Source organism: Hydrogenispora ethanolica (assembly GCF_004340685.1).
GTDB lineage: Bacteria > Bacillota > UBA4882 > UBA8346 > UBA8346 > Hydrogenispora > Hydrogenispora ethanolica.
Genome location: NZ_SLUN01000021.1, coordinates 91544 through 103792 on the forward strand (window position 1 = coordinate 91544; position 12249 = coordinate 103792).

At 46.5% G+C, this 12249-nt stretch carries 11 protein-coding genes, 1 pseudogene and 1 CRISPR repeat array; of the genes and pseudogenes, 3 read left to right on the plus strand and 9 right to left on the minus strand.

From position 1 onward, the window contains the following. Window positions 1-136: 136 nt before the first annotated feature. The 8 genes from EDC14_RS16480 to EDC14_RS16515 all read right to left on the minus strand — a co-directional run bounded on the left by EDC14_RS16480 (window position 137) and on the right by EDC14_RS16515 (window position 7495). Window positions 137-1069 (minus strand): hypothetical protein, encoded by a 933-nt coding sequence (locus EDC14_RS16480; protein WP_132015403.1) that lies wholly within the window; start codon window positions 1067-1069, stop codon window positions 137-139. 63 nt (window positions 1070-1132) lie between these two features. Then, a complete protein-coding gene (locus tag EDC14_RS16485; RefSeq protein WP_165908075.1) occupies window positions 1133-1825 on the minus strand; it encodes an AraC family transcriptional regulator in 693 nt (230 codons plus the stop codon). A gap of 245 nt (window positions 1826-2070) precedes the next feature. Continuing rightward, complete coding sequence (locus EDC14_RS16490; protein ID WP_243662965.1) at window positions 2071-3186, minus strand: MFS transporter; 1116 nt, start codon at window positions 3184-3186, stop codon at window positions 2071-2073. 205 nt (window positions 3187-3391) lie between these two features. Continuing rightward, window positions 3392-4126, minus strand: a complete 735-nt coding sequence (locus EDC14_RS16495) for a TetR/AcrR family transcriptional regulator (protein WP_243662966.1) — start codon at window positions 4124-4126, stop codon at window positions 3392-3394. A gap of 240 nt (window positions 4127-4366) precedes the next feature. Next, on the minus strand, window positions 4367-4702 hold the full coding sequence (locus tag EDC14_RS16500; RefSeq protein ID WP_132015405.1) for a branched-chain amino acid transporter permease: 336 nt from the start codon (window positions 4700-4702) through the stop codon (window positions 4367-4369). Further along, a complete protein-coding gene (gene azlC, locus EDC14_RS16505; RefSeq protein ID WP_207930754.1) occupies window positions 4699-5442 on the minus strand; it encodes an azaleucine resistance protein AzlC in 744 nt (247 codons plus the stop codon). Before azlC ends, EDC14_RS16500 begins: the two co-directional genes overlap by 4 nt. Then, window positions 5420-5893, minus strand: a complete 474-nt coding sequence (locus tag EDC14_RS16510) for an Lrp/AsnC family transcriptional regulator (RefSeq protein WP_132015406.1) — start codon at window positions 5891-5893, stop codon at window positions 5420-5422. Before EDC14_RS16510 ends, azlC begins: the two co-directional genes overlap by 23 nt. Before the next feature lie 342 nt (window positions 5894-6235). Beyond that, complete coding sequence (locus EDC14_RS16515) at window positions 6236-7495, minus strand: right-handed parallel beta-helix repeat-containing protein (RefSeq protein ID WP_341540165.1); 1260 nt, start codon at window positions 7493-7495, stop codon at window positions 6236-6238. 1276 nt (window positions 7496-8771) lie between these two features. Continuing rightward, window positions 8772-9066: direct repeats of the CRISPR family, unit length 32 nt; unit sequence GTCGCACCTCGCGCAGGTGCGTGGATTGAAAC. 98 nt (window positions 9067-9164) lie between these two features. Here EDC14_RS16515 and EDC14_RS16520 point away from each other — a divergent pair. Beyond that, on the plus strand, window positions 9165-10292 hold the full coding sequence (locus EDC14_RS16520; protein WP_165908076.1) for a serine hydrolase: 1128 nt from the start codon (window positions 9165-9167) through the stop codon (window positions 10290-10292). A gap of 224 nt (window positions 10293-10516) precedes the next feature. Next, on the plus strand, window positions 10517-10879 hold the full coding sequence (locus tag EDC14_RS16525) for an ASCH domain-containing protein (RefSeq protein WP_132015409.1): 363 nt from the start codon (window positions 10517-10519) through the stop codon (window positions 10877-10879). A 95-nt stretch (window positions 10880-10974) separates the two neighbouring features. Here EDC14_RS16525 and EDC14_RS16530 read toward each other — a convergent pair whose 3' ends face one another. Next, window positions 10975-11370, minus strand: coding sequence for a heavy metal-binding domain-containing protein (locus EDC14_RS16530; RefSeq protein ID WP_132015410.1), 396 nt, complete (start codon window positions 11368-11370; stop codon window positions 10975-10977). 143 nt (window positions 11371-11513) lie between these two features. On the opposite strand from EDC14_RS16530, the pseudogene EDC14_RS27815 reads away from it, so the two are divergent. Beyond that, window positions 11514-12249, plus strand: a pseudogene (locus tag EDC14_RS27815) (IS3 family transposase); the annotation flags it as partial.

The following is a 12249-nucleotide window of genomic DNA, read 5'->3' on the forward strand; positions in this document are numbered from 1 at the left end:
TTGGACAATGATACGCTATTAGTATTAGCGGGGAAGACGATTCGTTGCTATTTCCACACTCCTCGGTTGTACATCTTATCATTAACAAGATAACAGGACCCTCGTCGCGACGAGGGTCCGCATAACGGGCGATTCTTCAGAGTGACAGTCTCCCGAATCGCTTTAATTGCAAAAGTTTTTCGATGGCCTGAAACGATTTCCACCAGTTCTCGCTGATGGCAAATGCTTTCGCGTATTGATTGCCGTTATACCATTCCCAGGGAATGTCCCAAACGCCCGAGGCGGGTCTTTGATCGATCAGCTGATCCAGCGCGGCTTCGACTTCCAGCTGGTTTTTTTCATAGAATCTGCTGTTTGGTGAAAAGATAAATTCAAGCGGATTGGCCATAAAATTGTCCTTTTCATCATGAATTTTGCTCCAAACCAAATCCTGCAGCTTCTCACGGAGATATTGGCAGTTGAAGTCTTCTCTCAGTCCGGCGGCTTCGATATCATCCAACAATTCACTATAACCCTTGAGCCCCATATCGCCGAAATTCGTCGTTGTTGGCAGTTTTTCAATCAATGTTTTGGCATACTCAGTTGCGATTTTGTACAGGTTGGATTGTTTGTCGCCATAGCGGAGGATGAAGCCGGACAGGATGGCGGTGATTCCGATGCTTTGAAAAATATTCTTTTCCGGGTTGTAATCCCACCAAACGGCATGGGGATAATGATTGTTGGATGGAATGATAAAAAACCAGCCGTAGTCCGCTTGGTCCGTAGTATGCTCCAGATAACGGAATATTCCTTGATAGATGGGGTGGGTCGTATCCAGGAAATCGATCATCCGCAGGATTCTTACCACGAAATGCGCGTTGTATGGAGTCGATGCCGGATTCCAATTATCGGGTTCGATGGCGTAGCCAAAACCGCCGTCGCGATTTTGATAATGGGACAGAATGGCAAGGATAGCTTCCCTGCTTCCCGTTTCAAAGTGATATTGCCACAACGCTAAGTCAAGCGGCCTGGCGTTACGAAAAATCCAGCGGCGTATTTCCTCAAAGGCTTGTGTATTCAGTGTTTTCACGGGCTTTCCTCCTTCATCTTACCGGATATCGATCCGTGCAAGCGATGCTATTCCGATTGTACCCTACATTTTGAATCGATCATTGTAAAAAACGGACATCTTCCGGATATATTCCTGCGGAGTCAGGCCGCAAACCATTTTGAAGTCATGAATGAAATGAGGCTGATCAAAAAAGCCGGCCTGGGCCGCAATATCGGTGAGGCATCCGGGCTTGTTTTGCAATAAGCGCAGCGCATAATTGGCGCGTACGATTCGCGAAAACAGCTTGGGGCTGGTACCGACATGGTGCAAAAACAAGCGCCGGATCTGCTTTTCACTATAATGGGATTCAGCAGCTAATTCCCAGGCGCTAATCTTGCCGTGCCGCTGGACGATGTCCCGCATGATCGCTGCAATACCTTTGCCGGTATGACCATCCCTCAGCCGGGCCATGAGTATCCTGTCAAGCGCTGCAACCAGGGTTTCAATACCTTCAGACTGCATGAGCTCATTTTCAAGCGCCTGTGTAAGCGTCTTATCCAATTCGTCCAGCATAAATGATGAATCGACCAATTCAAACTGATCGATCCCGATGAAAGGGTATAGCCTGCCCGGATGGAATTCAATCAATAACAAAAGCTTCATCTTGTTGGCATAAGCCCCTACATGACACGCTTTCGTGTTTACTCCCCGCAAACTACTGACGATTCGATCGGCGCTGACCGATATTACCAGCGTTGAACTGGCCGTCGGCAGAACCGTATATTCATCCGGCATCGTTTGCGATGTCGGGAAGGAGATGGTGTAGTTTGCGATATAGGGTTGCAATAAAATATGGGGAGAAAGGTACAGAAAATTGCTGCCGCGCCGTAGCGAGACTCCTTGATAGCATGGAATGCTTTCCCGCGCGATCATCGGCTTTCTCCTAACTCTTTTTTCTTCGTTCCTGCCGAATATTGTAACACTTTACCATCTTCAATTACTATAACATATAAGAGGAGAAGTTTTTCCTGCTTTCGCCGTCACTTATATGCTACATTATCCGTATATTTCGTGAGCAAAAAGCTTGCGATGGTAATGATAAAAAAAGCAACCCCCGTAATGAAAAACCATGAAGCGACTCCGCTCATCTCGGCCATCGGCCCGGCAATGACCAGTCCCAGCGGCATTGTAGCCGACATCAAGCTGCTCATCACCGAAAATGCCCGGCCGTGCGCTTCTTTCGGGATGGTTTCCTGGATATAGGCAACATAGGGGATATTATACAAATTACCACTGGCGCCCATGAGCATGCACAATACCGCATATATCCAAAAAGCGGTATTATTTTGCGGAAGAATACCGCAGAAAAAAGCGGTTAGCCCTAATCCCAGCAGGCCCAGATGAACCGCTGACAACTTGTTTTTGATGGTGGCATAGGTTCCCATTACAAGGGAGCAGATCATCATCCCTCCGGCATACCCAAATTGGACGATACCGGCCTGCCACGCCGATCCATGAAAATAGCTGCTGGTCATCAGGGGAAAAAAGGATGAAAGCGGCATATAGAAAATCATGGCGATCGCGGCCGCAAGCGTAACAATCAAAAGTTTTTGATCCCGGAGAAATATCGCGAAGCCTTCTTTCATTTCTTTCATAAAATCCGGAGTCCGATGTCCTTCGCGCTTCAGCTCGGGAATCTTAATTATCGCCATGGAAACGCTGGCCGCGAGCGCGCCGGCTAAATCGGATAATAAGATGGCCGGTAGAGGCAAGAGTGCATACAATGCCGCTCCCAAAACCGGCCCCAGCATTAACGTTCCCGACTGCATGAACTGAAGCCAGCCATTGGCACGAATGAGATCTGGCTCGGGAACAAGCAGGGGGATTACCGACTGAATGGCCGGAGTATAAAAGACATTCGCGATGGCGCGAATACCGAGAACGATACAAGCAGACCAATACGGAGGATTGCCGAAAAGGAAAAAACCGCGTAAACTGTGGCTACCCCTCCAATGAATAAATCTGCAAAAATAATAACGGTCTTTCGGTTCAAACGATCGATCCATACGCCAACAAAAGGACCCAGCAACAATTGGGGCAAAAATGCCAGCAACCCCGATAACGCCAGCATTAAAGGGGACGTGTCCGGCTTGCAATCCACCATATGAGCGAAAACTGCACCGCGTAACTGCCTATTTCCGAAATAGCCTCCCCGATGGCGATAATCCAAAAACTTTTAGTCCAGTTGTTTCCCAAGGTTTTCGTTTTCATTTCAAGAATCTGCTCCTTCAAGTTTTACAATACCGTCGTTTGGTATGTATAAGTTCGTAAAAATAACGATTCAAAATTTGGATTGAACCGTTATTTCTCGGGTTGTGAAAGCGAGTATAATACCTCTAAAGATTGGAGTATCTCATTGGAAAAAATCGGAACTCCCATTTTGTCTAAAAGATCCTTCATAAAATGAACGATGCCTTTCATCTCATCCGCTGTCCACGAATACATCCAGGGATTGATCCATACGTTGAAAAATAATAAGATCATTTGTGATAACTCGCGGGGCTGGGTTGTTTGGATTGAACCATCCTGAATGCCTTCTTCGATGACACCGGTTAAAAGAGCGGAAGCCGAACCCAAGGTATCGCGCATGTGAAGCGCCAATAATTGCGGATTTTTTAAGAAAGGTGGGACTGTCTTGTCAATCGCTTCATGTTGAGCCGAAGCTATCGAGAATAAGAGCATTTTACGAAGCTTGTCGATTCCAGTCAGACTGCTGTCATCCACGATGGTTTTGATATCCCCAATCCCTTGTTCAGCCATTCGTTTATTGACCGCGTCCATAATTTCTTCCTTGGATTTGAAATGATGATAAATAGCGCCTTTGCTCAAATCTCCCAATTCATCAATTATGTCCTGGATCGTGGTGTGCTCGTATCCTTTCGACATGAACAATTTCATCGCCGTGTCCAGGATGCGATTGATAGTGACTTCAGGGTATTTATTTCGAGCCATACAATTTACCTCATTTTCATTATACATACCATCGGTATGTATGTTATCAAAGCAATGATGATCTGTCAAGGTACGTTTCTCCACCAGGTTTTCCCTTTCGACCCTGTCTTATCCTCATCATCCGTAGCCGCCATACCTTCGTCGAGGGTATCTTCCATCAATTTGCGAGCATGACGATTCATTTTGGGGAAGCTGCAATAAATTTCCGTACTGCCAATGGAGCGATTGCTTTCTCATTGGTTTTCGAACGGATCCGGCTTCCCCCGGCGGGGATGGCCCTTGGGGAAGCTTCCCCAAGAGTCGTGGATGTTTCCCGGGTGTCTATCAATTCGGGAGAAAAACAAACTGCACCAGAAGCATGTAGATGATCGTTCCACCTGCAATGGAAATCAGCATCTGTCTCTTCCATATATGGAGAGCTATTATCATTGCGACGGAAATCAACTCGGGAATACCGTGTGTTCCAATAAATAAGCGCACGTCTTTAAAACAATAGATTACCAATAGCCCTAATGCTGCGGACGGCAACTTCTTCCCAAGATACTGAATATATTTTGGGGTCGGCTTATCCGCCGGAAATACGAGGAATGGGAGAAGCCGCGTTGCAACAGTGCCCAATATCACCATGCCGATTGTGATGAGTCGTTCTATCAAAGTCATGGTCCTACAGAGGTCCCCGCTTTCTCCAATGGATTTTTTAGAAGGGTAAGACAAGCAAGTATTATGATCATGGCTGGAATAATAAAGTTCCTTCCTCCAAAAAGAATCAGGCACAACAATGATACTCCCAACCCCAGTAAAGCGCTATCATGAGTATTTTCTTTCATCCATTGCGCCAGAAAAATCACCACAAAAAGTGCTGTCATAACAAATCCAAGACCTTTGGTATTGAATTGCACCACTGAGCCCAAGATACCGCCAATCGTTGCGCCACAAACCCAATATGAATGATTGAGCAATGTGACAAAAAACATAAACCATCCCTTGTCCACATTCATAGGAATATCTGTCGTGCAGTTAATTGAAAAAGATTCATCACACATACCGAAAATCAGATAATATTTTTTACTGCCTGTTCCCTTGTACTTGTCCAGCATGGAAATTCCATAAAATAAATGTCGTGCGTTTACCATCAGGGTAAGAGCAAGCGCACGCATTGGATCAAATGCGCCAAGCAGTAGATTGACGGCAACAAATTCCATCGATCCTGCAAAGATGGTTGCACTCATTACGATAGGGTAAGCCGCACTAAAGCCTGCTGTGTTCATGTAAATTCCATAGGCGATCCCCAAAAACACGAATCCTGCCAATATTGGGGCAGTATGGGGAAAAGCCGCTTTGAAAGCTTTCGTTTTTTCGTTCAATTTCAGGACCTCATTAAACTTCATCAACCGGTACATAGACAGTTCTTTTTTCGATTCCCATCACCATGCTTGTTTCAACTTTGCTGACTGCCGGATTTTGCATTAATGAGTCAATGATAAAATCCCGATAGCTCGCCATGTCCTTTGCGACGATTTTCAGCAGATAGTCGTGGCTTCCGGTGAGTGTGTAGCATTCTTGAACCTGTGGCAGCTGGTTGATATCCGCTAAAAATGAATGGATGGTGTCCCGATTCAAAGGCGTTAGGTTAACAAGAGCAAATGCCAGGACCTCCATTCCCAATTTCTTTTCATCGACAATCGTAGCAAATTTTTTGATCAGACCCGTTTCGACTAAATTTTTCGTTCTTGCAAGGCAAGCCGATGGGGAAAGCCCGATTTTCTTTGATAAGTCCAAATTGGAGATGGAAGCATCCTCCTGTAATTCCCGTAAAATTGCTTTATCATAATTGTCAAGGATATCGGTCATCTGATCTTCCTCCATTCAATGCTATTAAAGAATTAAATTTTGTATTTTATATATATTACGATATTTAATGCAAGTTGTCAATAAAATATCGAAATAAAATTTTAAATTTAAAAAGAATAGGGAAATTTAGTTGATTCCATTGGGGACCTGGATGCCACCGCCGGACTATAGAGTAGAGGACCGTGTTTTAAACGACTTTATCCCTTGCTTCCCTGAGCATTTGTGTTCACCCTGGCCGGCCAGGGTGAACACAAATGCTCTTCAATAGTTACCCATTCCGAAATGAAGCTAATTCTCATCAGCCCCGATATCGGGCGCATTGCCGGAGTATGGAAACCCGACCTAGATCCCTTTGTCGATCAACCCGCTATTGCTATTCAATTTATAATAAGGAAACGGCCGGCTGCCGGATGCGGTTATCCCCGGGTTGGCAAATAGATTATGAGCAAAAGGACCGGCATTTCCCAGTTGTACGTTATCCAAGCAATTGTAGGAAATATCCGCATTGCGGATCTCACCTTTGCCATCCCAATAGACGACATCCTGCTTAATGGTTTTGGTTCCGGTATTCATGAAGATATTATTTTTGATCTGCAGCCCGTTCAGCACGCCTTCAAATAACACTTTGGCGCCGATTACCAGGCCGGGATGTTGGTTATCAGGCCGGATATTATGAAAAACATTATGAAAAACCCTAATATTGGATAAAACCGTACCCTTGTTTAAGTGAATCTCCAATCCGGCGGTATAATCCGACGGATGGTAAAAATCATAAAAAACATTATGATGAATCAGGACATTCGCCTGGCTTTTGTCATACCATAAACTCACCCCCAGCCCGGCCTTCTCGATGTAATTGTTGTAAATCTCCATATCGGAAGCGGAGGCTTCAATGGCAACCTGGGGGTTCCCGGTGTCGGGGAAGACGATTCGATTCTCAAAGAATTGGAGGCTATGGGTGCCGTTTCCTTTATTCCCGCGGACGAAGGATACCCAGTTGTTGACGGTATTACGATAAACCTTGCAATTATCATAGATATTCCAGAGCTCAATGGCAAAATCGGCTCCCCAGAACGGATCCCGGTCCGGAACTCTGATATTGCATTGATATAACTCTAAATTTTTAAGCCAGCCATTCCCGCAAAATTTGATCCCGCCGCCCCTATTCTCATTGATTGTAATATCATGAATTTCCGCCCCGTCAAGCTGTCCAATCTGGAGCGCGCCGCTACTCCAACCTTTTCCCCAACCAATATCATTCTCGTCATTCGCAAAATCTTTTGAACAATTGGTGAAGTGACACTGATAGACTTTGATCCCGGTCAGGTATTCCCGGGGCGGGATCGTGCTGTCCGGCGTACCTCCGGCATGGATTTGCAAGCCGGTAATGTCGGTGCCGTTGAAAGCAATATCCCTTATCGTAACATTGTTGCGCCGGTTTACGGATATCCCGCCGTATAGCCTTCTTCCCTGACCGTCGATGGTAAAACCGCTAATTGTCTGGTCGCCGTTGACTTTGAAATCAGATTCAAGTTGAATCAGAAATTCATTGCAGGAACCCTGAAGGATGGTCCTGCCAATCCCCGCTCCTTCCAGATTCACGCCGGCCGGTAGCGGGCATCCTTCATTTTCGATAAACTTACCCGCATTTAAATGAATCGTACTGCGGAGCTCCGGCTTAACCTGTTGGCAGGCATAATTCAGAGTTTTCCAAGGTTTTGACAGGCTTCCGTCTCCGGTTTCATTACTCCCCGCGGGATCAACATAAAAAACAACGCCATTGTTTGGCGTGGTGTTATCCCTTGAAGATCTTCCTCCCCCGCAGCCTTGGATCGTCATGAAAGTTAAAAAAAGCATCAAGTAAATCCCCATTCTTTTCAAGAAACACCCTCCGATATGCTAGTTTTTTTGGCGTGATGCTGAGATATTAGGTTGAAATAAATGCCGCCAAAGGACCTGGCGGCTTATTGCTCTTTTCTTGTATCGGAAAATTTTCCTTTTTCCGGAGAAGAATCTCAATTCTTTCATCAAATAGGGCAGACGGATATAAAAAATCCAAACGTCCTCGTCTTGATGTTCGGGCCGGCATTTCTCTTGCCGGCATTTTCGGTGAAGCCCGCGAGTTCGCAGCGGTTTCCGGTTGGGGGCTTGACAACGGATCGGTCTTGCCGCGGCGAGGATGGCCCTTGGGGAAGCTTCCCGGAACCCCGGGGATGCTTCCCGAAGAGTTGTCGATGTTTCCCGAAGCCTCCGTCCGCTTTCCCGAAGGTTTGGGGAAGCATCCCGAAGCTTCGGTCCTTGATCCCGGACTCCCCGGGATGGTTCCCGAAGGCTCCGGGATGCTAGGATGAACCTTCGGGAAGAAAGGATCGCAGGATCCTCTGAAAGGATCATAGCATCCCTTACAAGGATGAAGACCATACCTTACACGGATGGAGGCATACCTTACAAGGAGCGAAAGATCCTCTGAAAGGATCGAGACATCCCTTACAAGGATGGCTTTCATCCTAACAAGGATGAAGAATATCCTAGTTGGACCAAAGACCATACCTTACATGAGGGGGAATCTACTGATATATTAGGTGGGCCGGGATGGGGGACGGAGCGATGGTCCATGAGTTTCGAACTTCGTGGAATGGCGGGGAGCTTCATATCCTACAGTAAAAATCGTTATGGCTGATTCATTCTTCAACGATGAAGCTGTGTTTCGGCCGCTAACCGGAAGCGGACCCGGTTCCATCGGGAGATTCGCGGTTCCCGTTTGGCGCGGGTTTTAGCGAACGGCTCGTCAAATGGGTGGCTTTTTTTGGAAGAAAAAAAGAGGTTCGCGGAAACGCTCGTCGAATCCTTTGAAGACAAAGGGTTCGCAGGATACGCTGTCGCACCTCGCGCAGGTGCGTGGATTGAAACGCGAAGATGTATATTATATTCATAAGGTCAAATAGTCGCACCTCGCGCAGGTGCGTGGATTGAAACCGCTGAAGTATACCCAACAAGGAAAAGCGGTTACGTCGCACCTCGCGCAGGTGCGTGGATTGAAACAGTTTCGAAAACTCTTGACCGTTTGATGGCCTGGTCGCACCTCGCGCAGGTGCGTGGATTGAAACTCAACTGGGATGTAAACGGTGGTTGAAAGGTCATGTCGCACCTCGCGCAGGTGCGTGGATTGAAACCAATGGGAAAAAGGAGTACGGAATTGCGGAGAACGATACTACGGTTCGCATGTTGTATCCTTTTACTATGCGGCGCGGTTGCTTTCGGGGAGCAGGACATGAATGTCAAGACGCTTTTCGATTTGTTCCGGGGTCAGGAAAAAGCGGCGCTCGCTCTATTCGACGACTCTTTTTTGGCCCAAGTGCCGCCGGAGAAAGTCATCGCAATCCTCAATCTTTATCAGCAGCAGCTGGGCCCGTTGGTGAATGTCACCGGCAGGGACGGCCAGTACACGCTGGTATTTGAGAAGGGGACCGCGCCCGCGAGCATCACCTTGAACGGGAACCAAAAAATAATCGGCCTATGGTTCGGCCATTGGGCCTTGAACGAGGACTCCAAGGAAAAAATCATGGCCGAGTTTCAAAAGCTCCCCGGAAAAGTCGCGGTCTGTGTCATGAAGAACAATGAACAAGTGTTGCTGGCGCTGAACGAGAATACTCCGCTGGCGGCCGGGTCGACCTTCAAACTCTATGTCTTGAAGGCCGTATATGACCAGGTTCAAACCGGTAAAATTGCCTGGGACACCGTCATCCCCTTGAACGGCCAAAACCAATCGCTCCCCTCGGGGATATTGCAGGAATGGCCCGACAAGACTCCGGTTACTCTTAAGACCCTGACGAATTTGATGATTTCCATCAGCGACAATACGGCCGCGGATCTACTGATCGATTATCTCGGGCGGGAGACCATTGAAAAGTATGTTTCTCCGCTCAACCGGCCTTTTTTGAAGACGGCCGAAATGTTCAAATTGAAATTCGGCGCCGACCCGTCGCTCCCCCAAAAATATATCGCGGCCGGCGCGGCGCGGAAGCGGGAAATCCTCAAAGATCTGGCCCATATGGATTTAGCGGGGCTCCGGACCCCGCCCGCGCCGGTGTTCAGCGACGAAATCGAATGGTTTTTCAGCGCCAGGGAACTTTGTCAGACGATTCATGATCTGAGGAACAGCGATGAAATCCGCATCAACTCCGGTCTGGCCGCGAAAGCGGATTGGTCGCTCGCCGGTTACAAGGGCGGCTCCGAACCCGGGGTGCTGCAATATACTCATTTGTTGCGGAAAAAGGATTCGAAGGATTTATACGCCCTGTCGGTCACGGTGAATGATGCCCGGAATCCGATTGATGAAGCGAAAGTGACGGAATTGACCGTAAGGTTGATCAATCTGATTAAAGAGTGGAAAGATTAGGGAGCTTGATTCATTCGGATACGATGAAGTTTTTTTTAGAATCGTATAGAAATTATGTTTTTTTGGGTTAATACAGTTCATTCTATCTTTTCTGTTCGGCTGATATCCATCTCTGTTATCTCGCCTTCGACGTGAAAATGAAATCATTCCTGAAACCGGATATTGGAGTTTCCTTCCCATATCTAATGATGCTTATCGATTGATACTCAGGGAGGCGCGTGTAGATGACGGTTGTTTTATCGATTAAACCGGAGTATGCTGCTAAAATTTTTGCTGGAGAGAAACTGGTTGAGTATAGAAGAAAGTCGATTAAGAACGTTGAAAAAGTAATCGTTTATGTGACGAAACCGGTGGGTAAGGTTTTGGGTGAATTTGAAGTAGCGGAGATTCTTACCGCCAATCCGGAAGAGTTGTGGGAACGAACTTCACGTATTGGAGGGATTGGTAAAGAGGCCTATTTTGAATATTTTAGAGACTCCGAGCAAGCTTTCGCATTAGCAATCAAAAATGTTAAGAAATACGAAGAGGAACGAGAATTGAAAGACTATGGGTTAAAAATGGCTCCGCAGTTTTTTGCATATGTGTGAACAGCCATATAGACTATTAGTATGGGAAATAGAGTGGGGAATACATGATGAATCTGAATATGATAGGTTAATTTTTAGATGGATTTCAAACTGTTTTATCTAAATTTCACCGCCGTTCCATACATCTGCAGATAAAAGAATTGAAAATCCGTCGTATCCAAATCGATATCTTGCCGCATACCCACAATCGCATCTGCTCCCAAAAAAGCAGCCCGCTTCTTCAATTCCTGCACCGCTATATAAAACGCTTTGTCAAAGTTATTTTGACCGACAGACCATTCACCATAGAGGAATCCCCAGTCCATCTTTTCCACCGAAAAACTACCGGTAGATTTCATGATTTCAATCTCTTCTTTATATTCCTTAATCAATTTGGACAGTGCGCTGGAAAACAATCCTTTATTGGAAACCTGAAAATATACCGGCCCAATAACCTCATATTCCTGTTTTAAATCTACCGTTGTCACAATGATCTCATTGAAACTGGTCATAATGAACCTCCTGTTATATCCTTCATTGAAAACCAAACTCACCCCCTCGGTCCCCCTCTCTTTCTGACAAGACGGCTGACTTTTACCCGAATTGCCAGACACTCAGTTAAAGGGTAGAATAAAGAACTAAGGAGCTGAGTGTAGTGGTCAAAGAACGGAAAGTGTATAGTAAAGAATTCAAGGAACAAGCAGTAATACTCAGTGAGACAAGCGGAAAAGCAGTGAGTAAGATAGCCGAAGATCTCGGGATCCGGGAAAATCTGCTTTGGCGTTGGAAAAAGGAGAAACGTCTGGCTGGAGCCAACAGCTTCCCGGGTAACGGTAACCGGCAGGCCGGGAGCGACCTCGAAGAAGAGATCCGTCGCTTAAAACAGGAGCTACATCTTGTCCAGATGGAGCGTGACATCCTAAAAAAAGCGGTGGCCATCTTCTCACAACCCCAGAAATGAAATATGGGGTTATCCTCGAGACTGCTAAAGAATACAAGGGAAAGTATAGCATTACGAAGATGTGCCAATTCCTCGAAGTCTCGCGGAGTGGTTATCATGAATGGGTCAAACGGGACGAAAGCCTTCGCAAAAAGAAAGACCGGGAGCTTTCTGAAAAGATTCGAATGATTTTTGAGCAAAGTAAGGGGCGATATGGCAGCCCCCGCATCTTTGAAGAATTACGCGACCAAGGGATTCGATGTAGCCGGAAGCGTGTCGCACGACTCATGCGGGAAATGGGATTAAAGGCTCGCCACAAACGAAAATTCAAGGAAACCACTAACTCTAGGCACAACCATCCGGTGGCTCCGAATTCGCTGAACCGGCAGTTTCAAACGGATGCTCCCAATCAAGTCTGGGCTGCTGATATTACCTACATTCGCACATTGGA

What these genes read in the sequence shown, in the direction of transcription:
- EDC14_RS16485 (WP_165908075.1), bottom strand. Translation starts at nt 1,825, where the DNA reads ATGCCGGATGAATATACGGTTCTGCCGACGGCCAGTTCAACGCTGGTA.
- EDC14_RS16500 (WP_132015405.1), bottom strand. Translation starts at nt 4,702, where the DNA reads ATGACTTTGATAGAACGACTCATCACAATCGGCATGGTGATATTGGGC.
- azlC (WP_207930754.1), bottom strand. Translation starts at nt 5,442, where the DNA reads ATGTACCGGTTGATGAAGTTTAATGAGGTCCTGAAATTGAACGAAAAA.
- EDC14_RS16510 (WP_132015406.1), bottom strand. Translation starts at nt 5,893, where the DNA reads ATGACCGATATCCTTGACAATTATGATAAAGCAATTTTACGGGAATTA.
- EDC14_RS16520 (WP_165908076.1), top strand. Translation starts at nt 9,165, where the DNA reads ATGAATGTCAAGACGCTTTTCGATTTGTTCCGGGGTCAGGAAAAAGCG.
- EDC14_RS16525 (WP_132015409.1), top strand. Translation starts at nt 10,517, where the DNA reads ATGACGGTTGTTTTATCGATTAAACCGGAGTATGCTGCTAAAATTTTT.
- EDC14_RS16530 (WP_132015410.1), bottom strand. Translation starts at nt 11,370, where the DNA reads ATGACCAGTTTCAATGAGATCATTGTGACAACGGTAGATTTAAAACAG.